The 20008-nt window shown below is 68.5% G+C and carries 21 protein-coding genes; 11 read left to right on the forward strand and 10 right to left on the reverse strand.

Features of this window, described 5'->3' with window-relative positions; genetic code table 11:
* The first annotated feature begins 28 nt into the window (after positions 1-28).
* Positions 29-1135 (forward strand): dimethylsulfone monooxygenase SfnG, encoded by a 1107-nt coding sequence (sfnG, locus tag OG579_RS11100; protein ID WP_045821213.1) that lies wholly within the window; start codon positions 29-31, stop codon positions 1133-1135.
* A gap of 2 nt (positions 1136-1137) precedes the next feature.
* Positions 1138-2352 carry an SfnB family sulfur acquisition oxidoreductase gene (locus tag OG579_RS11105; protein WP_328855978.1) on the forward strand — a complete coding sequence of 405 codons (1215 nt, stop codon included), beginning with the start codon at positions 1138-1140 and terminating at the stop codon, positions 2350-2352.
* Positions 2353-2364: 12 nt separating this feature from the next.
* On the opposite strand, the gene OG579_RS11110 is transcribed toward OG579_RS11105, so the two are convergent.
* On the reverse strand, positions 2365-3507 hold the full coding sequence (locus OG579_RS11110; protein WP_328855979.1) for an FAD-dependent oxidoreductase: 1143 nt from the start codon (positions 3505-3507) through the stop codon (positions 2365-2367).
* A gap of 80 nt (positions 3508-3587) precedes the next feature.
* On the opposite strand from OG579_RS11110, the gene OG579_RS11115 reads away from it, so the two are divergent.
* Positions 3588-4277: a TetR/AcrR family transcriptional regulator gene (locus OG579_RS11115; RefSeq protein WP_328855980.1), complete on the forward strand. Its 690-nt coding sequence runs from the start codon at positions 3588-3590 to the stop codon at positions 4275-4277.
* Between the two features lie 145 nt (positions 4278-4422).
* On the opposite strand, the gene OG579_RS11120 is transcribed toward OG579_RS11115, so the two are convergent.
* Both OG579_RS11120 and OG579_RS11125 read right to left on the reverse strand, forming a co-directional pair.
* A complete protein-coding gene (locus OG579_RS11120; protein ID WP_328855981.1) occupies positions 4423-5916 on the reverse strand; it encodes a DUF222 domain-containing protein in 1494 nt (497 codons plus the stop codon).
* A 239-nt stretch (positions 5917-6155) separates the two neighbouring features.
* Positions 6156-6944: an alpha/beta fold hydrolase gene (locus OG579_RS11125; RefSeq protein ID WP_328855982.1), complete on the reverse strand. Its 789-nt coding sequence runs from the start codon at positions 6942-6944 to the stop codon at positions 6156-6158.
* A 37-nt stretch (positions 6945-6981) separates the two neighbouring features.
* On the opposite strand from OG579_RS11125, the gene OG579_RS11130 reads away from it, so the two are divergent.
* Complete coding sequence (locus tag OG579_RS11130; protein ID WP_328855983.1) at positions 6982-7452, forward strand: nucleoside deaminase; 471 nt, start codon at positions 6982-6984, stop codon at positions 7450-7452.
* A 39-nt stretch (positions 7453-7491) separates the two neighbouring features.
* Positions 7492-8529, forward strand: a complete 1038-nt coding sequence (locus tag OG579_RS11135; protein WP_328855984.1) for a sigma-70 family RNA polymerase sigma factor — start codon at positions 7492-7494, stop codon at positions 8527-8529.
* Between the two features lie 28 nt (positions 8530-8557).
* Here the strand turns inward: OG579_RS11135 and OG579_RS11140 are convergent, their stop codons facing one another.
* Positions 8558-8968: a VOC family protein gene (locus tag OG579_RS11140; RefSeq protein WP_328855985.1), complete on the reverse strand. Its 411-nt coding sequence runs from the start codon at positions 8966-8968 to the stop codon at positions 8558-8560.
* A gap of 147 nt (positions 8969-9115) precedes the next feature.
* Between OG579_RS11140 and OG579_RS11145 the strand changes: the two genes are divergently transcribed.
* The 3 genes from OG579_RS11145 (at position 9116) to OG579_RS11155 (ending at position 11673) form a co-directional block, all read left to right on the forward strand.
* The gene (locus OG579_RS11145; RefSeq protein WP_328855986.1) at positions 9116-10369 is read left to right on the forward strand and encodes a sensor histidine kinase; all 1254 of its coding nucleotides are present in this window, start codon (positions 9116-9118) and stop codon (positions 10367-10369) included.
* A complete protein-coding gene (locus OG579_RS11150) occupies positions 10362-11027 on the forward strand; it encodes a response regulator transcription factor (RefSeq protein WP_328855987.1) in 666 nt (221 codons plus the stop codon). Before OG579_RS11145 ends, OG579_RS11150 begins: the two co-directional genes overlap by 8 nt.
* Positions 11028-11112: 85 nt before the next feature.
* Positions 11113-11673: a hypothetical protein gene (locus OG579_RS11155; protein WP_328855988.1), complete on the forward strand. Its 561-nt coding sequence runs from the start codon at positions 11113-11115 to the stop codon at positions 11671-11673.
* A gap of 63 nt (positions 11674-11736) precedes the next feature.
* On the opposite strand, the gene OG579_RS11160 is transcribed toward OG579_RS11155, so the two are convergent.
* Entirely contained in the window at positions 11737-12078 is a 342-nt protein-coding gene (locus tag OG579_RS11160) for a helix-turn-helix domain-containing protein (RefSeq protein WP_045821205.1), read from the reverse strand.
* A gap of 86 nt (positions 12079-12164) precedes the next feature.
* Positions 12165-12923, reverse strand: coding sequence for a TetR/AcrR family transcriptional regulator (locus tag OG579_RS11165; RefSeq protein ID WP_328855989.1), 759 nt, complete (start codon positions 12921-12923; stop codon positions 12165-12167).
* A gap of 150 nt (positions 12924-13073) precedes the next feature.
* On the opposite strand from OG579_RS11165, the gene OG579_RS11170 reads away from it, so the two are divergent.
* A complete protein-coding gene (locus OG579_RS11170; RefSeq protein ID WP_328855990.1) occupies positions 13074-14543 on the forward strand; it encodes an MFS transporter in 1470 nt (489 codons plus the stop codon).
* A 69-nt stretch (positions 14544-14612) separates the two neighbouring features.
* Positions 14613-15296: a histidine phosphatase family protein gene (locus OG579_RS11175; protein ID WP_328855991.1), complete on the forward strand. Its 684-nt coding sequence runs from the start codon at positions 14613-14615 to the stop codon at positions 15294-15296.
* Between the two features lie 33 nt (positions 15297-15329).
* Here the strand turns inward: OG579_RS11175 and OG579_RS11180 are convergent, their stop codons facing one another.
* The 4 genes from OG579_RS11180 to OG579_RS11195 form a co-directional block, all read right to left on the reverse strand.
* Positions 15330-16361, reverse strand: a complete 1032-nt coding sequence (locus OG579_RS11180) for a phosphotransferase family protein (protein ID WP_328855992.1) — start codon at positions 16359-16361, stop codon at positions 15330-15332.
* Positions 16358-17587, reverse strand: coding sequence for an acyl-CoA dehydrogenase family protein (locus OG579_RS11185; RefSeq protein ID WP_045821199.1), 1230 nt, complete (start codon positions 17585-17587; stop codon positions 16358-16360). The genes OG579_RS11180 and OG579_RS11185 overlap by 4 nt, the downstream gene beginning before the upstream one ends.
* Before the next feature lie 45 nt (positions 17588-17632).
* Complete coding sequence (locus OG579_RS11190) at positions 17633-18274, reverse strand: TetR/AcrR family transcriptional regulator (RefSeq protein WP_045821198.1); 642 nt, start codon at positions 18272-18274, stop codon at positions 17633-17635.
* A 92-nt stretch (positions 18275-18366) separates the two neighbouring features.
* Positions 18367-18729, reverse strand: coding sequence for a YidH family protein (locus tag OG579_RS11195; RefSeq protein ID WP_328855993.1), 363 nt, complete (start codon positions 18727-18729; stop codon positions 18367-18369).
* 62 nt (positions 18730-18791) lie between these two features.
* Here OG579_RS11195 and OG579_RS11200 point away from each other — a divergent pair, with 62 nt between their 5' ends.
* Positions 18792-20006, forward strand: a complete 1215-nt coding sequence (locus OG579_RS11200; RefSeq protein WP_328855994.1) for an MFS transporter — start codon at positions 18792-18794, stop codon at positions 20004-20006.
* Positions 20007-20008 lie beyond the last annotated feature (2 nt).

The raw sequence follows: 20008 nt of genomic DNA on the forward strand, positions 1-20008 counted from the left end.
GCTGTATCCCGAACACGAAAGACATGAGATGAGCACCGAGAAGATCGCCGACGAAGTGAAGTTCGCCTACTGGGTCCCCAACGTGAGCGGTGGCCTGGTCACCAGCGACATCGAACAGCGCACCAACTGGGAGTTCGAGTACAACAAGAAGCTCGCGCAGACCGCCGAGAAGGTCGGGTTCGAGTACGCGCTGTCGCAGGTGCGGTACATGGCGTCCTACGGCGCCGAGTTCCAGCACGAGTCGACGTCGTTCTCGCTCGCACTGCTGATGGCGACCGAGAAGCTCAAGGTGATCACCGCGATCCACCCCGGTCTGTGGCATCCCGCCGTGCTGGCGAAGTTCGGCGCCACCGCCGATCACCTGTCGAACGGCCGCTTCGCGATCAACGTCGTCTCGGGCTGGTTCTCGGGCGAGTTCAAGGCCCTCGGTGAGCCGTGGCTCGAGCACGACGAGCGTTACCGTCGCAGCGCCGAGTTCCTCGAGGTCATCCGGAAGATCTGGACCGAGGACAACGTCGAGTTCGCCGGCGACTTCTACCGGATCCGCGACTTCAGCCTGAAGCCCAAGCCGCTCAACACCCCCGAGCGCCCGAACCCGGAGCTGTTCCAGGGCGGCAACTCCTCGGCCGCGCGCCGCAACGGTGGTCAGTTCGCCGACTGGTATTTCTCCAACGGCAAGGACTTCGACGGCGTCACCGAGCAGATCGAGGACCTGCGCTCGGTCGCCCAGGCCCACAACCGCGAGACGAAGTTCGGACTCAACGGCTTCATCATCGCCCGCGACACGGAGAAGGAAGCCCGCGACACCCTGCGCGAGATCATCGAGAAGGCCAACAAGCCCGCGGTGGAGGGCTTCCGCGACTCGGTGCAGCAGGCCGGCAAGTCCACCTCCGATGGCAAGGGCATGTGGGCGGACTCGAAGTTCGAGGACCTCGTCCAGTACAACGACGGGTTCAAGACCCAGCTGATCGGCACGCCCGAGCAGATCGCCGAGCGCATCGTCGCCTACAAGAAGCTCGGTGTCGACCTCATCCTCGGCGGCTTCCTGCACTTCCAGGAAGAGATCGAGTACTTCGGTGAGAAGGTCATGCCGCTCGTGCGTGAGCTCGAGGCCGCCGAGAAGGTCTCGGTCTAGTCATGACCGCATCCGTCGCCGCCCGTATCGAGACCCACTCCCAGGCAGTCGATTCCGCTCGCTGTCTGGCTGCGCGTTTCGGTCCGGGCGCGGCGGAGCGCGACCGTCAGCGGTCGCTACCCCACGCCGAGGTCGACGCCCTCTCGGCGTCGGGGTTGCTCGCGATCACCGTCCCCGCCGCGTTCGGCGGGCCGGATCTGCCGCCGTCAACCGTGGCCGAGGTGGTCCGCATCCTGGCCGCGGCCGACCCCAACGTCGCACAGATCCCGCACAGCCACTTCACGAATCTCAACCTCCTGCGCCTCGCCGGGACCGACGAGCAGAAGGCGCGACACTTCGCCCATGTCCTCGCCGGTGGTCGGGTCGCGAACGCGCAGGCCGAACGGGCGACCGCGTTCGCCGACGGCGTCGACACCCGGATCACGCGCGACGGCAACGTCTTCCGACTCGACGGCGAGAAGTTCTACTGCACGGGCACGTTGTTCGCGACACGGCTGGCCGTGCTGGCCCGTCTCGACGAGGCTGACGGCGACCACAAGCCGGGCGAGTACGTCGTGTTCGTCTCCCCCGACGCCGAAGGCGTCGAATTGATCGACGACTGGAACGGCATCGGGCAGCGCACCACCGGCAGCGGTACGGCGCGGTTCACCGCGGTTGCGGTCGCCGACTACGACCTCGTCCCGCGGACCCCCGCGGTGGAGGTGCCCGCCGCCTACGGGGCGTTCTCGCAGCTGATCCACGCGGCCATCGACACCGGTATCGCCGCCGGCGCGCTCTATGCCGCAGTCGATTTCGTGCGGACCGAGTCGCGACCGTGGTTCGAGGCCGGTGTCGACAACGCCATCGACGACCCGCTGTTGGTGCAGCGTTTCGGCGAGCTCGCTGTGCTCGTCTCGACGGCTGAGGCGACACTCGACGCCGCGGCCCGAGCGGTCGACGCCACCATCACCTCACCCGACGATCCCCGTCTGCTGGCCGCCGAGGCCTCCACGGCCGTCGCGACGGCCAAGATCGTGTCGGATCGGGCGGCGACCGAGGTGTCGTCGGCACTGTTCGAGGTGAGCGGGACCCGCAGCGCGGTGGACGAACTCAACCTGTCGCACTTCTGGCGCAACGCCCGCACGCACACCTTGCACGACCCGGTCCGCTGGAAGTACCAGCACATCGGCCGATTCGTGCTGCGCGGAACTCCACCGCCGCTGAGCGCCACCGTCTGACCCCGTTGTAGTTCAGCCCTCGGCAGCGACTCTCGCGTGCGTGCCGGTGAAGAACTCCACGAGGGACTGCGGGGCGCGATCGCCGTACAGCAGCTCCTGCATGCCGGCCGAGTCGTCGGCGGCGGCGCGACTGCGCGGGAACATGGTCTGCTCGTAGCTTGCGATGGCCGCGTCGAGGTCGTCTGGATGCGCGGCGATCGCCAGCCCGAGATCGGCACCGTCGATCATCGCGAGGTTCGCACCGTCACCGGCCGGAGGCATGAGGTGCGCGGCGTCGCCGACGAGGGTCACCCCCGACCGATGCGACCACTCGTGCCCGATGGGCAGACCGTGGATCGGACGCAATGCCGGTGTCGCGTCGTGGTCGGTGATCAGCGCCGTCAACGCCGGTGCCCAATCGGCGAAACCCGTCATGACGGTCGCGATCCCGGCGGGATCGGTGACGTCGAGGCCGGTGAACCAGTCGAGGGGTTCGACCACCGCGGCGTATGTGTGCAGGACGGCATTCGCCTCGCGGTGTACCGAGATCGATCGTCCGGGCGCGAGCGCGAACATCGCGCCGTCACCGACGACGCCGGCCGCCTCCGGGTGCTCGTCGTCGACGTCGTGCAGGTAGGTCTCGACCAACGTGATCCCCGAGTACTGAGGAGTCGCATCCGACACCAGCGGACGCACCTTCGACCACGCGCCGTCGGCCCCGACGAGGAGGCCGGTCTCGACGCTCGATCCGTCCGCGAGGACCACCCGGTGTCGCCCGTCGCCGAGGGAGAGGGTGTCGATCACTTTCGCGCCCCAGCGGATGGTGCCGGCGGGCAGCGATTCGATGAGGATGCGACGCAGGTCTCCGCGCAGGACCTCGGGGCGGCCGCCGGTGCCGTCGTCGACGTCCTCGTAGAGCAGCGACGCGTGCTGGTCGAGGATCCGCAGGGCCTCGCCGCCGGAGTGGATGATCGCGCGGAACTCGTCGGTGAGGCCGGCAGCAGCGAGGGCGACCTGGCCGTCGTCCTCGTGGATGTCGAGCTGGCCGCCCTGGGTACGGGCCATGGCCGAGGGTTCGGCCTCGTAGATCGTCGCGGCGATGCCGTGGACATGGAGGACCCGCGCCAGCACCAGACCGCCCAGCCCTGCGCCGATGATCGTGATGTTCGTGTTCATGGGCTACTCCTCGCCTCGTTGGAACGTCATTCCATTGCCTACAGCTTGGAACGTCGTTCCAAGAATGTCAAGATGGCGGTATGCCCCCAACGCGACGAGCCGAGCGCCGCACCGATGCGTTGTCGACGGATCGGATCGTGGAGGAGGCCGTCGCGATCCTCGACGTCGACGGCGCCGCCGGTCTGACCTTCCGCGCGCTGGCGACGCGGTTGAACACCGGTGCGGGCGCGATCTATCACCATGTGGCGAACAAGGACGAACTGTTGGGTGCAGCGACGTCGGTGGTCGTCGAACCGGTCGTGTCGTCGGTGGTCGACGAGGACGATCCGGCGCGGGCCATTCGCACCGTCGCGGTGGGGATGTTCGATGCGATCGACGCGCACCCGTGGGTCGGCGGGCAGCTACCTCGCGAGGCCGGGCAGGAGTCGCTGATGCGGTTCTTCGAGAGCATCGGCAGCCGGGTGGTCACGCTCGGCGCGCTGTCGTCCCGAGAGGCGTTCGATGCGACGTCGGCGTTGGTGAACTACGTGCTCGGTGTCGCGGGCCAGAACGCGGAGAACGCCCAGACCGCGCGCACACGAACGCATCTGGGTGACCGTGCGACGCAGCTCGCCGCGATGGCGGATCGGTGGACCGACCTCGATCCGGTCGAGTTCCCGTTCGTCCGCCAGATGGCTGCCGCCCTCCGAGATCACGACGACCGCGACCAATTCCTCGCCGGTATCGACCTCATCCTCGCCGGCATCGAGGCGCGCAGGCGTGACGACTGAGTGTGGTGAAGTCCAGTCGCACGGTGGTGCTGATTGTGTGGAAAGTCCAGTCGAGTGTGCTCACCGCGGCGCGTGAGTTCACAGTCGGACAGCGCACACTCGATGACGACTTTCCGCACAGTCAGCGGCGGTAGAACGCAACCACCTACGAGGCAGCGGGGTACAGCGGAGCCCGGGGCCAGGTGAGGTCGAAGCTCCGAGCCGGCGTCGGTTCACTCCGCTCAGGGCACGGCGGAACGCCTTCTCGGGAATGTCGTTGCAGCAGTTCGTCGATGCGGTGCACATGATTGGCGCGAAGCTGGTCGGGTGGATCGGTGTTGCGCCGCCAGCCATACCGTCCGCGGTCGGGGCCGTCGGTGATCTTCTCGGTCGACCACTGATGCGGTTCAGGTCCGACGGCCCGATTGTGGCGGCCGCACGCCGGTGCCAGGTGCGGCGAGTCGGTGACGCCTCCTTCGGCCCAGTCGGTCTCGGCGTGGTGCATCTCGGTGTGGGCGAACGGGACACGACAGTCGTCTTTGCTACAACCCTTGTACTGGGCGAAGGCCATCAGCCGCTGCGCCTGCGACGCAAGGCGCCGGCCGCGGCCGCGGCCGCGGCCGGAGAATAGCGGTTCGCGGGTGAGGTCGCTGAACACCGCGAGGTGGGGCTGTGCGTCGGCGGCCAGTTTGATCACGTCGCTGATCGGGAGGTCGCTACCGGTGGCGGTACGTGCCACTCCGGCGTGGTCGCGGAGTTGTGCGTCGGTGATGGAGACGATGATCTGCGGCGGCAACCCCCGGTGCGACCCACCGAGGAGGCCACCGTTGACGGCGGCATCGAGCAGGGCTGTGAAGGCGTCGTGGTTGCGTTGGCTCTGGCTGCGGTAGTCCCGGTCAGCTGCGTCTTTGAGCAGTTCCGGGTCGGCATCGCCGTGATCACCCTTCGGTGACTGGTCGTCGTCAGGATTGTTCATCCCGGGCGCCGCCCACTTGGCGAGCACGACGTCGAACAGGGCCCGCGTGATCGGATCGAGTGTGGCGGTGAGTTTCGACATCAACTGGCTGTCTTGGCAGCCGAGGTTCAGTTTCCGGTTGCGTGCGCGGTCGCGGTCATCGGTGAGGGTGCCGTCGGGATCGAGGTGGGCGAGGATCCGGACGCCGGCGGCGGTGATCTCTTTCGGCGTCAAGGTCGTCGCGAACTCGGCGAGAGTCTGTTCGGCGAACGCCCGGTGTTCGGCATCCACCGCTGACGGGATCTTCTTCATCACGTCGAGAACCGCGTGGACGTGGTCGGGTCCGATCGTTCCGGCGGCCAACTCGCGAGCGGTGTTCGGGCACACCGGTGGCAGTTTCTCGCCGGTCATCGCGTGCATGGGTTCGAGCGATCGGACTGCGTCGAGCCTCTTCTTGGGGTGGGTGATGCGCAGTTTCGTCTGCAGAAACTCGGAGACGGTCACGCATCCCGCGGTCCGGTGGGCGTCGCGGTCGGAGACCTCGAGAATCCGCTGATTGCCGATGGACTCGAATTGACGCACAACGGTGTGGTGGGCGATCGCCAATTGTGCGACGGTCTCGTCGTCGTGGGCATCTGCGGTCTCTTCGGCGATCTCCTTCACCAGGGCTTGCAGGGCAGCGTATTTCGCCACGAGATCGCTCACGGACTGCCCCCTCCCCAGGTGTGACTGTACGTCTATTCTAGCACGTGTGTTCGAGGTGTGGGAGGTTGATTATCGTGAATAGTGTTGAACGTGAGTGTATTTCGGGTGGGTGGTTGCGTTCTACCGCCGCTGACGGTGCGGAAGCCGGCCGTCGAGTGTGCGTTGTCTCGTCGTCGGCTCGCGGTGTGCAGTGAGCACACTCGACGACCGTTTCCACACAGTCAGCACGAGCCACACAGTCAGCGCGTCGGGAGCGAATCCAGCCAGGTGTGGAGGTGGTGGTGGGTGAGGTCGGGGTGTTCGAGGTGGACGTTGTGGCCGCACCTGTCGACGATGACGACGGTCGCGTTCGGATAATGCTCGGCGAGGTCGAGTTGGTCACGCCAGCCGACGACGGTGTCGTTGCGGCCCACCATCATCAGGACCGGACCGGGGTACCGCGGACCCACCGTCTCCGGCGACCGCGACAACGCCGGGCGGATACGTTCGACCACATCCGGGTCGGCCGCGCGCAGGCCCGGCAACACGTACTGCTCGAACCGACGCCACACGTCGATGGTCTGTCGCGTGGTGACCGCGGTGAATTGGTCGCGGTCGGGCTCGGCGAGTCCCTCGATGAAGTTCTCGTCGACCTCGACTGCCCGCGCCTCGGGGAGCCGACGCGACGCGATCGGTTCGGCGGTGGGGCACAGCATCGCCACTCCGAGAACCTGATCCGGGCGCCGCACCGCGAGCCTGCGGGCGAGACCAGCCCCGAACGAGCTGCCCACCACGGCGAAGGGACGACTGCCGATCTCACGGTCGATGACGTCGTCGAGGTCGGCGGCGATGTCGTCGGCGTGGGAGATCGACGGGCGGTCAACCGACGACCCGAACCCGAGCAGATCCACATAGATCCGACGCCAGCCACCGGGATGCGAGGCGAACGACTCGTCGAGCGGCAGCATGATCCGATGGTCGACGGCCCAACCGTGCACCAGGAGCACCGGGACACCGGATCCTCGGGTGATGACGGGGTTGCGGGACACGGACGCAATCCAACCGCATGTTGTTACCGTCGACGACGTGGACGACGCGGGTTTCCTCCTCCAGGCCATCGACCTCGCCGAACAGGCACGGGCAAGTGGTGACCACCCGTTCGGAGCGGTGCTGGTGGGCCGGTCCGGGACGGTGGTCGGCAGCGGCCTGAACACCGTGGTCACCGACCGCGATCCGACCGGCCACGCCGAGACGAACCTCGTGCGCACGGTGGGCGGCCGCATCAGCCGCGCGGACCTGTCGACCATGACCATGTACGCCAGCACCGAACCGTGCGCGATGTGCGCGGGCGCCATCTACTGGGCCGGGATCGGGGCCGTGGTCTACGCGCTGGCCGAGTCGGAGCTGCGCGAGCTGGCCGGCGCCGACCCGGCCAACCCCGTCCTCGATCTCCCCTGCCGCGAGGTCTTCGCCCGCGGGGTGCGCGAGATCGAGGTCCGCGGCCCCGTCGACCTGCCGAAGGCGCGCGAGGTACACGCCGGCTTCTGGTCCCCGTAACCGCTGCGCAACTGTCCGATTCTTCGTACCCTGGCACGCATGACAGCCCAGCCCACCGCACCGGCAGCGAAGACATCCGCTCAGACGGTCACCGACAGCGAGTTCCTCGAGATCATCGAGCCCTACCGTCGCGAGATCATGGCGCACTGCTACCGCATGATGGGCAGCCACCACGATGCCGAGGACCTGTTGCAGGAGACCTACATCCGAGCCTGGCGCGGATATGCGGGCTACGACCAGAGGGCGTCGGTGCGCACCTGGCTGCACAAGATCGCCACCAACACCTGCCTCACCGCACTGGAGAGCAAGAAGCGCCGTCCGCTCCCCAGCGGTCTGGGCGGCGACGCCTACGACCCCGAGGCACCTCTGCTGCAGGACCACGAGGTCCCGTGGCTCGAGCCCTACGCCGATGATGCCGCGGCACCTCCGGAATCGGCCGATCCGGCTCAGGTCGTGGGCTCTCGCGAGTCGATCCGGCTCGCGTTCATCGCGTCACTGCAGCACCTGCCCGAACGACAGCGGGCCGTCCTGATCCTGCGTGACGTGCTCGCCTGGCGCGCCGCCGAGGTCGCCGACACCCTCGGACTCACGGTCGCGACCGTGAACAGCCTGCTGCAGCGCGCTCGCACACAGCTCAAAGAGGTTGCCCCCGAGCGTGACTCGGTGACCGAGCTGGACGAGTCCACGAAACGCGAGACCCTCGAGCGCTATGTGGCCGCGTTCCAGGACTACGACGTCGACGCCATCGTGTCGCTGTTCACCGACTCCTCCATCTGGGAGATGCCGCCGTTCACCGGCTGGTATCTCGGTGGCGAGCAGATCGGGAAGCTCATCCGCGGCAACTGCCCGGCCGAGAAGGCGGGCGATCAGATCCTGCTGCCGACCACCGCCAACGGCGGGCAGCCGGCGTTCGGGCTGTACATGATCGGCGACGACGGCGTGCACCGCCCATTCCAGCTGCAGGTCCTCGATCTCGACGCCGACGGCTCGGTGCGCCACGTGGTGGCGTTCTTCGCCGGCGACCTGGTGGCCGAGTTCGCGCGCTTCGGCCTCCCGGCCACCGCATCCAACGACTGACGGCCCACGGGGCGCCCCAGAGCTAGGGCTACTCGGCGGGCATCTGCGCGGGGTCCATCCACACGATCTCCCACGCGTGGCCGTCGAGATCACGGAAGCTGCGGCCGTACATGAACCCGTGGTCCTGCGGATCGGTCCACTGCGACGCACCGGCCGCGAGCGCCTCGTCGGCGAGGGCATCGACCGCTTCACGGCTGTCGGCGGAGATGGCGAGGAGCGCCTCGCGCGAGGTCGCCGTGTCGGTGATGTCGCCGTCGGCGAGGAACGAACGGAAGCGATCGGTCCGCAGCATCATCACGGTCGCCATGTCGCTGAGCACGACGCTGATGGTCGTCTCATCGGAGAAGGCCTCGTTGATGTCGAACCCGAGACCGGTGAAGAACGAGCGGGAGGCCGAGACATCGGCGACGGGCAGGTTCACGAACAGCATGCGGGACATGGGGGCTCCTCCTGGGTGTGGTCGCCGCGGGATCGCGGCGGGTCACCGATGAAGACCGGGGCTGGGGCGAGAACTCATCGGTGCCGTCTCGGATCAGTCTTTGGCCGGATGCGCGCACGGGCATCGATGGGTCACGATGGGACGACCATGTCGATCTCTGCGATGCCGGGTCCCGGGAGTCCGCCGGCCGGCAGCCTGCGCCGCCCCTGGCTGCCGGGTGCGGTGCGCGCCGAACTCGAGGACGACCCGCGCCCGCTGACGGGTCGTCGCAGTCCCCGCGACGTCGTCGTCGACATCCTCGTGATCGCCCTGGCGGCCTTCATCGGTCTCGTCGGCGCGCTGCCCTATTTCCACGGACACACGATCGACCTGCCGGTGGACCTCACGGTCGGTGCGATCGGATGCCTGCTGCTGGTGTGGCGGCGACGCTGGCCGCTGCCGATCGCGATCATCGTCAACATCATGTCCATCCCGTTCGCCGGTGCGGGTGGCGCGGCGTATCTCGCGATCTTCTCCCTCGCGGTGCATCGCCCTTTCCGACACTCCATCGGCGTCGCGGCGCTGGGTATCGCCGCGGGCATGGCCAACCTCACGATCATCGGTGACGAGAACGGCTTCTTCTTCAACGCCATGTTCTTGGTTCTGTTGATCGCGGTGGCCGTCGGATGGGGCACATCGGTCCGCAACCGTCGACAACTGCTGATCTCTCTCGCCGAACGTGCCCGCCGCGCGGAATCCGAACAGCGCGAACGACTCGGGGCCGCGCGGGCAACCGAGCGTGAGCGTCTGGCGCGGGAGATGCACGACGTGCTGGCCCATCGGATGAGCCTGCTCTCGGTGCACGCGGGCGCCCTCGAGTACCGCCCCGATGCGCCTGCGGAGGACATCGCCCGCGCGGCCGGGGTGATCCGCAGCGGTGTCCACCAGATGCTGGAGGACCTGCGGGACGTGATCCTCATGCTGCGTGAGGAATCCGACGATCTCGCCGCGGAGACCCATTCGTTGCCCGACGTGCCGAGCCTGTTCGCCGAGGCCCGTCAGGCCGGCGCGGTGATCACCCCGCACATCGAGGTCGATCGCGCCGACGACGTGCCCGGCGTGGTGGGTCGCGCGGCGTTCCGGATCGTGCAGGAGGGATTGACCAACGCGCGCAAGCACGGTGGCCGGGTACCGGTGGCGGTCGACATCGCCGGTGGGCCCGGACACGGGCTGTCGATCTCGGTGAGTCAACCTCTCAACCACAGCATCGGACTCCCCGAGATACCCGGCACCGGAACGGGTCTGACCGGACTGAACGAACGCGTGACGCTGGCCGGCGGTGAACTCATGCACGGCGTGATCGACCACCGGTTCGTGCTGAGCGCGCGACTTCCCTGGGAGACAGGAGCGGTGGATGCCTGAGGCGATACGACTGTTGCTCGTCGACGACGAGTGGCTGGTGCGCGCAGGACTGCGCACGATGCTCAGCGGTGATCCCGACATCGAGATCGTCGGCGAGGCGGCCGACGGCGACGGGATCGCCGAGCTGGTCGCCAAGACCGGCGCCACGGTGGTGTTGATGGACATCCGCATGCCCGGGGTGAACGGGCTGACCGCCGCCGAGCGTCTCTGCGCCCTACCGTCGCCGCCGCACGTCGTGATGCTGACGACCTTCGACGCCGACGATCTCGTGGTCGCCGCGCTGCGGGCGGGTGCCAGCGGATTTCTGCTGAAGGACACCCCGCCCGCCGATCTGGTCGCCGCGCTGCACGCCGTCGTCGCCGGCGATCCGATCCTGTCGCCGCAGGTCACGCGTCGGTTGATCGAGCAGGTCACCGAACCCGACCGCGACGCCCGCTCGGCCACGGCGACCCGTCAGATCGCCGACCTCACGCCCGGCGAGCAGCGCGTCGCCGTCGCTGTGGCGCAGGGTCTCTCGAACGCCGACATCGCTCGCGAGCTGTTCGTGACGGTGGCGACGGTGAAGAGCCACATCTCGCACATCCTCGACAAGTTGGCGTTGACCAACCGCGTGCAGATCGCCCTGCTGGTGCACGACGCGGGAGTGCAGCGCACCTGAACCTGTTATGTCCATTGTGTCCGATTGGTGCGCAATGGCTTTCGGATCGCTAGGTGGTCGAGCACCGCTGTGGTAGGCAGTGTCGATGAAGAAACTGCTGACCGTCCTCGTCCTGCTGCTCGCGCCGGTGCTGATCGTGTCCGGCTGCAAGTCGTCGTCGGATTCGGCGTCGAGCAGTGCCGCACCGACCAGCGCGGCGGTGGCCAGTTCGGCGGACTCGGGTTCGACCGACTGCCCGACGAGCAACACCACCTCGTTCGCGAAGACCAAGTTCGTCCTGCACAGCGGTCTCGCGTTCGGCGCGTTCCACCGCTACCTCTACAAGCCCTACAAGGCGGGCACGTTCAAGAAGGGCGCCGACGGCCGGATCACCGCCACGGTCAAGGGCGGTGTTGCGGCCCTGTTCATCAAGCGCGAGGTGCGTCTGGCGAGCGAGGACGTGAAGGCGAACCCGACCCTGTGCAAGGCCATCGCCGCGCCGCTGGCCAAGGTCGGCGACACCGTCGAGGCCGCCTTCGACAAGCTCAAGGGCGGCGACGCCTCGGGGGTCGACGCGGTGAACTCGTCGATCAGCTCGATCAGCTCGTCGTCGAGCAAGAACGGCGTCGACATCAAAGAAGACGACAATCCCAACATCGGCGGCTGAGCCGCCCCGGAGTCACAGGCGGCTGAGCCGCCCCGGAGCACAGGGGCTGAGCCGCCCCGGAGATCAGGCGACGGCGCGCATGGCGACCTTGTCGCCACCGGGATGTGTCGTGGGTGCGGGTGCCGGGATGGCGCGGGTCGTCATCTCGGTGAGCAGGTCGACGAGGTTGCCGCCGAGCGCACGGGTGACGGCACCCACGACCTCCGACGACGCCTCTTTCTGACCGCGCTCGATCTCCGACAGGTAGGTCATCGAGACGCCGGCACGCTCGGCCACGTCCTTGAGGGTCCGTTCCTGGCGTCGGCGTGCCGACCGCAGGGTGTCGCCGAGCAGCTGCCGCAGGAGTGGAGGCGCGGGGGCCGGTTCCGGGTCGGCCGGTGCCACCACGTGGAGATGATCTGCCATCGATGCCTCCGGCTGTCGTCGGGATATGTGCTCCCCAACGTAGTGCGGCCTCGACACCGCATGCCGCACCGACGAGCCGATTCCGCTCACAGCGGATCACTTCCGACGACGGTGTCGATGCGGGCCGCGATCCCGTCGAGCACGACGCCGAGACCGAACGCGAGTTCGTGCCCGTAGAACTCCGACGGCTCGCCCGAACGGATCTCCTGCGCGGCGCGCAGGAGTGCCGGGTAACGCTTCTCGTCGACGATCGCCGCGATCGTGGACTCGTAGGAGCCGTCGTCGGGCGTCGGCGTGCCATCGGGTCCGATCGCCCCGAGCTGCATCGCCTGGCGGACGTGGTTGCGCACGAAGCCGTCGAGGACCAGGAGCGACGACAGGGTGTCCTGTGCCCCGAGTGGCGTGGCCTCGAGGGCGCGCACCCCCATCTCGGTCCAGGCCAGCACGTTCGGGGTGAGCGGCGCCGCGGTCAACGGCACCGACACCACCCACGGGTGGGCGACGAAAGCATCGGCCAACGCCCGTGACCACCGGTGGGCCCGCGCGCGCCATTCCTCGCCCGCACCCCAGCGCAGGGTCGGCTGCCCGTAGGCCTCGTCCAGCATCACCATCAGCAACTGGTCCTTGGAGTCGACGTAGCGGTACAGCGACATCGTCGTCATCCCGAGGGCGGCGCCGACGGCCTTCATCGACACCGCGTCGAGTCCATCCCGGTCGGCGATCGAGACGCCCGCCGCACCGATGTCCCTGATCCCGACACCGGGCTTCGGCCCCCGCCGCACCTTGACCTCGCGGTCCCACAGCAGTTCGAGATACCGCGGGAGTGCGGAGGCGTCGCCGGTCATGGCGCCATCGTAGATGAACTGCTTGCGCGATACGCAGATACTTCCTACCATCAGCGTGCGTCATAAACAGTTGATAACGTACACAGATAGGAGATCCCGATGTCCGCTTGTCGATCACCGTGGTGGGGCCTGGTCGCGTTGTGCCTGCCGATGCTGCTCGTGTCCATGGACGTCTCGGTCCTGTTCTTCGCCGTCCCGTTCATCTCGGCCGACCTCGATCCCAGCCCCGCGCAGCAGCTCTGGATCTTCGACGTCTACGGACTCGTCCTGGCCGGGCTTCTGCTGACGATGGGCGCGGTGGCCGACCGCGTGGGCCACCGCCGACTGTTGATGGTCGGAGCCGTCGGGTTCAGTGCGGCGTCGATCCTCGCCGCCTACGCCGACAGCGCCGCCACCCTCATCGCCGCCCGGGCACTGCTCGCCGTCGCCGGCGCCACCCTCATGCCGTCGACACTGGCGCTCATCCGCCACCTGTTCGACGACGCGAGACAGCGGGCCACCGCCGTCGCCACCTGGTCGGCGGTGATGTCCGGCGGGGTCGCCGTCGGGCCGATCATCAGCGGCGTGTTGCTCGAGCACTTCTGGTGGGGCTCGGTGTTCCTCATCAACGTCCCCGTGATGGTCGCGCTCGTCGTCGTCGCTCCCCTGCTGCTGCCCGGCGGCACCGGCGACCGATCACGTCGGATCGATCTCGCGAGTTCGGTTCTCGCGCTGGCGACCCTGCTACCGATCGTGGGCGGGGTGAAGGCCCTGAGCACTGACGGTGTGAGCGCCGCCCGGATCGGTGTCGTCGTCGCCGGGGTGGTGGTCGGTGTCGTCTTCGCGCATCGCCAACTACGCCTGGCGTATCCCTTGATCGATCTGCGGATGTTCGCCGATCGTCGCTTCGCCACGTCCATCTGGATCAACCTGATCGCCATGTTCGGCGTCATCGGGAACGCGATCCTCATGACGCAGTACCTGCAGTCGGTGCTCGGGCTCTCCCCGCTACGCGCTGCGCTCTGGAGTTTGGCGCCCAGCGTGGTCGTCGCGTTCGCCGCGCCTGCCGCGACGAGCCTCGCGGCGCGTCTCGGTCGACCCGCGGTGATGAGCGGTGGTCTGGTGGTCGCCGCGGCGGGATTCGCGGTGCTCGCCACCATGACCGGTGCCGCGTCGCTGCCCGCGGTGCTCGTCGGTGCGGGACTGCTGGCGGCGGGACTGGTCGCGACGACCGCGTTGGTGGCCGACCACGTCGTGGGTGTCGCACCGTCCGATCGGGCCGGGTCGGTTGCCGGTCTGCTCGAGACCACCAGCGAGCTCGGCGGTGCGCTCGGCATCGCCGTCCTGGGCTCCGTCGTCAACGCGCTGTACCGCAACGCTTTTCCGGCCGGCGTACCCGGCGCCGACACGGCGGCGCGCGAAAGCCTCGCGGGCGCCGTCGCGACCGCAGGGCGCATGGGTAGCGGTGTCCCCGGCGCCGGCCGGGAGGTCCTCGACGCCGGGCGCGACGCCTTCGTCTCCGGTCTGCACGGTGCAGCACTCGCCGGTGCTGTCCTCCTCGCCGTCACCGCGATCGTCTGCCTGCGGATGCTCGGGGTTCGCGACCGGACACCGGAGGTGAGGATCGAGGTCGATGCCTGACACCGACCCGACCTGCCGGTGGCGCACCCGTTGCGTCACCGGCAGGCCCATGCCCGCGATGATGGACACATGGGTGTTCTCTATCTGGTCCGGCACGGGCAGGCGCGTGCGCAGGCGTACGGCGCGGGCGCATGGGCACAGCACGAGGGCGGTCTGACCGAACTCGGAGCCGACCAGGCACGCCGGGCCGGCGCGGCGCTCGCCGCACGTGTCGGTCGCATCGACCACGCCGTGTCGGGTGACCTGGCGCGACAGCGCGAGACCCTCGCCCGCATCCTCGCCGAGTTCCCCACCACACCGGACGGTGACCCCGAACCCCGCCTGGACCCACGGTGGAACGAGTACGACCTCGACGCCATCATCAGCGACACCGACCGCACCGAGAGCCCGACCGAGAAGCGGTTCCAGGCCCACCTCGACGACTCCCTACGGGACTGGATCGCCCGTCGGGTCGTGGGGTCGGAGACCTGGGCCGACTACCGGTCGCGCGCCGACGCCGCAATGGACGACGCTGTCGCACAGGCCGGTTCGGGCCGCACGGTGCTCGCGGTCTCCTCGGCCGGCACCATCTGCGCGGTGCTCGCCGGCCTGTGGGGTCTCGACGACGAACGTTGGCTCACCCTGGCCCGCACCATGATCAACACCTCGATAACCAAGATCATCGTCGGCGGGTCGGGCTGTTCGATCGTCTCGATCAACGACCACGCCCACGTCGATCTCGTCGCCGACCGTTCGCTGATGACCTTCCGCTGAGCGGCCCGGAGGGCGAGGCGTGCGCGGTCGGTGTCAGTCCGACGTCTGCAACGCCCTGAGTCCGGTGGCCATGAACTCGGCGGTGGCCTCGGCGGCCTTCTCCGCACCCGCACCCGACGACGAACCCTGCAGGGCGCGGTAGGCGATGCCCTCGCCGATCACGCCGAGTTTGAAGTTCGCCAGCGCGAGATAGAAGTTCCAGTGCGCCATGTCGACCCCGGCGGCGACCGCGTAGCGCTGGGCGAGTTCGTCGGTGTCGGGGTAGCGATCGCTGGTCCACGCCGCCGACAACCCCAGCACCCGATCGAAGATGGGCTGGCGGTAGACACACATCAGAGCGACGTCGGTGAGCGGATCGCCCAGCGTCGACATCTCCCAGTCGACCACCGCACGAACCACTCCCGGATCGTCGACGCCCAGGATCGTGTTGTCCACGCGGTAGTCGCCGTGCACGATCGCGTTCGCGCTGTCGGTGGGGATGTTCTCGGCGAGGGCCGCGGACAGTTTGTCGACATCGGGCAGGTCGCGGGTCTTCACGATCTCCCACTGTCGGGTCCAGGTCTTCACCTGCCGCGCGACGAAACCCTCCGGCCGACCGAACTCGCCGAGCCCGACCTCCTGGTGGTCGACCGCGTGCAGATCGGCCAGGCTCCGGATGAGGGCGTCGACGTTGCGGTCGACGGTGGCGTCATCGAAGGCGTCGAGATCCGCAGCGGACCGGATGACCGTGCCGTCGACGAACCCGACGACGGTGCACGGGGCGCCGAGGACGTCGCCGTCCGCGTCGAACGCGATCGTCGGGGCGACCGGAACGGCGGTGTGCTGCAACGCCTGCGTCACCGTCCACTCACGGTTCATGTCGTGCGCCGAGGGGGTGAGTCCACTCGTCGGCGGGCGCCGCACCACCCACTTCGTGGTGCCGTCGGAGGCGATGAACGTGAGGTTCGATCGGCCACCGGCGATCAGCTCGACCTCGAGATCGCCGGCGAGGTCGATGCCGTGTCCGGTGAGGAAGGTCGTCAGCGCGGCCACATCCATGCCGGGCAGGTCTGCCGACAGGCTCATCGAGCGGTCCCGGCGCGCTCGTTCTCCGCATGGATCTTCTTCTTTGCCTTGCCCACGGCACGTTTCGCGAGAGCCCAGCGGTGCACCTCCGACGGCCCGTCGTAGATGCGGAACGGGCGGAGTTCCTGCTGCAGGCGTGCCAACGGGAGGTCGTCGGTGACGCCGGTGCCGCCGCACATCTGGATGCTGCGGTCGAGCACACGCGAGTACGCCTCGGCGGCGAACGTCTTTGCGATCGAGGTCTCGTCGCCGGCGTGGTGGCCGAGATCGAGTTCGTGGCAGGCCTTGACGAGCAGGGCGCGCGAGGCGGCGAGGTCGATGACGTTCTCGGCCACCATCTGCTGGATCATCCCCAGATCACCCAGCAGGGTGCCGAACGCCTCGCGGCGCGCCACGTAGTCGACAGCGACCTCATGTGCCCGCACAGCAACACCGAGCCATCGCATCACGTGCGTCATGCGGGCGGGGCCGAGCCGCACCTGGGCGTAGCGGAAACCCTCGTCGACCTCGCCGAGCACGTTCTCGTCGGGCACGAACAGGTCATGGAACCGGATCTCGCAGTGCCCGCCGATACCCGCCTTGTCGATGGTGCCGACGTGACGGACGATCTCGATCGCCGGATCGGGTGCCGGCGCGAGGAACATCGTGGCCCCGCCGCGGCTGCCGGGCTCGCCCGAGGTGCGCGCCATGATGATGTAGAAACCCGCGCCGTCGGCACCAGTGATGAACCACTTGTGGCCGTTGATCTTCCAGCCGCCGTCGGTGCGGGTCGCCGAGCTGCGCAGGGCCGATGGATCGGCGCCCGCACCGGGCGCGGGCTCGGTCATCGCGAACGCCGACCGCACGTCACCGGCGGCGAGCGGGGCGAGGAACTGCTGCTTCTGACCCTCGCTCGCGATGTGGGAGAGCATGTGCACGTTGCCCTCGTCGGGCGCGCCGATGTTCAGCGCGATCGGGCCGAACAGGGAACGGCCGCCGGCCTCGAACACCGGTGCACGGTCGGACATGTTGTAGCCGAGGCCGCCGTACTCCACCGGCGCGTGCGGCGCGAAGATGCCTGCCGCCTTGGCCTTTCCCTGCATCTCCACGCGCAGGTCGTCGCCACCGGCCGCGGTCATGTCGCCGACGAACTCGTCCTCGAGCGGCAACACGTAATCGGCGATGAAACGCTCGGTGGCCGCAACGGTCTCGCTCACATCGGTGTCGTATCGAAGTTCGACAGCCATGGCGTACTCCTCCTCCTCGGTCCGCTGGTGCGGCGCTGTGATCGGTCAGTCTCGACGCGCGGCGTCACCGACGTAACCGACGGTGGCGCGGGCGATCCCGCGGAAGCGGGTGACGATCTCGTCGGGCGAGAGACGCCCCTCGGGCTTGTACCAGGTCGACACCCCCACGCACATGGTGGTGACGGCGCGCCCGGTGTCCTCGGGGACCTCGGTGATGAACACCCCGGCGCGCACGCCGGCGACGATGATGTCGTCGACCATGCGCTGCTGTTCGCGCCGTTTGCTCGTGTAGTTCTTGCGGTAGTCGTCGTCGAGGCTGCGGATCTCGGTCGAGCCGATGAACGCCTGCGCGCGCCGATGGATGTGGAACTGCAGGAGCGTCTCGACGACGGCGTCGAACTGGTCGACGGGGTCGTCGCCCGCAGCGGCGATCGACTGCTCCGAGCGCCACAGCAGATCGGCCATCGTCAGTTCGAGCAGACCCTGCAGCATCGACTGCTTCGACGGGTAGTGGTGGTAGAGGCCCGGCACCGACAATCCGGCCCGCGCCGCGATCTCCCGAACCGACGTCCCGTGGTACCCCTGCTCGGCGAAGGCCGCGAGCGCGGCGGCCAGCGGCACGGGGAGATCGGCCCGGCCGTAGTCACGCCAGGCCTCGGTCACGGCCAGCGGCGACTCTTCGGTCATGAGACCAACCTAGTGCGCCGCCGCCCCTGCGTGTCACCCAGTCCCTACCGAGCGTTCGCCCGGGCGTGTCGGTGCAGGTCACACCGGCGTGCTCAGCTCGCCAGACCCGCGATCACGGCGATCACCGACAGCACGACGACGCCGGCGATCACAGCCCACACATGCCCCGGACCGGGCATCGGGGCGCCGTCGCGCAGGGCCACTGTGGTCCGCCGCCACCGCACGCCCCCTGCGATCGCGGCTCCGGCGCCGAGCACGATGAGACCGATCCCGACGACGTCGCGCACACCCTGCGAGGAGAAGTCGGGCAGTACGTGGAGGACGGCCATCCCGGCGGCGATCAGGCCGAGGGCGGTGCGGATCCAGGCGAGCACGGTGCGCTCGGCGGCGAGGGTGAACCGGGCGTCGACGGAACCGGGTGGGCGGTTCTCGCGCGCGTCGGTGTCGTCGCTCATGGCGGAGCCGAGATTACCCGCCCGATTCGACACCGCGAGCGCGGTCGACAACCGTTGAGCTCATGACCGACACCGATACCGAGGTCTCCATGCCCATCGCGCGCGGTCTGGTGATCCTCTTCGCGATCACCGCCGGTGTGACCGTCTCGGCGATCTACTGCCTGCAGCCTCTGCTGGAGGAGATCCGCGGCGACTTCCACATCAGCTCGTCCACCACGAGCCTGGTGGTCACCGCGCCCCAGCTCGGCTACGCCGCCGGCCTGCTGTTGCTGGTGCCCCTCGGCGATCGGCTCGACCGTCGCGTGTTCGCGCCTGCGTTGCTGGTGGCGTCGGCGATCGCACTGCTGGTGTCGGGCCTGGCGCCGAACTTCCCGATGCTGCTGGTGGCGTCGTTGGCGGTCGGTGTCTTCGCGGCCACCGCGCAGGTCGTGGTGCCGTGGTCGTCATCGTTGGCCGCGCCCCGCGAGCGGGGTCGTGTGGTCGGGACCGTGATGAGCGGCCTGCTGATCGGCATCCTGCTGGCGCGTGTGGTCAGTGGACTCATCGCCGGTCTCGGCGGGTGGCGGCTCGTGCTGTTCGTGACCAGTGCGCTGATGCTGGCGCTCGCGATAGTGGTGTTCACCTCGACGCCGTCGGACGGTCCGCGATCGACACAGCCCTACGGTCGGCTGCTGCTCTCGGTCGCGACGATGGTCCGCGACGAGGCCGTGCTCCGACACCGGATGCTGCTCGGCTTCCTCACCATGTTCGGCTTCAGCGCCATGTGGACCTCGGTGGCGTTCCTGCTGGCCGGGACCCGTGGCGAGCACTACCACTTCAGCGAGACCGCCATCGGGTTGTTCGGCCTCGCCGGGGTGGCCGGCGCGGCCGGCGCACCCCTGGTGGGTCGCCTCGCCGATCGCGGACGGTCGCGACTGGCGACCACCTCGGCGTGGCTGATCATCATCGTCGGCTGGTTCGCGCTCGGTTGGTCGGGAGAATCCCTGGTGGCGTTGATCTTCGGGCTGCTGGTCTTCGATCTCGGCGTGCAGGCCTCGCAGCTGTCGAACCAGACCGCGATCTACGCACTCGCACCCGAGGCGCGCAGTCGTGTGACGACGGCCTACATGGTCACCTACTTCCTGGGTGCGGTCGCGGGATCGGTGTGCTCGGGTGTCGCCTACGGCGTCGCCGGATGGCTCGCCGTCTGCGCGATCGGTCTGGCCGCCGCCGTGGTCGGACTCGCGCTGTGGGGTGCGTTCGACCGACTCGAACGTCGGGCCGCCGCTAGCGTGTGAGC

Origin of the sequence: Williamsia herbipolensis, from assembly GCF_036153515.1 — a bacterium.
Lineage (GTDB): Bacteria > Actinomycetota > Actinomycetes > Mycobacteriales > Mycobacteriaceae > Williamsia_A > Williamsia_A herbipolensis.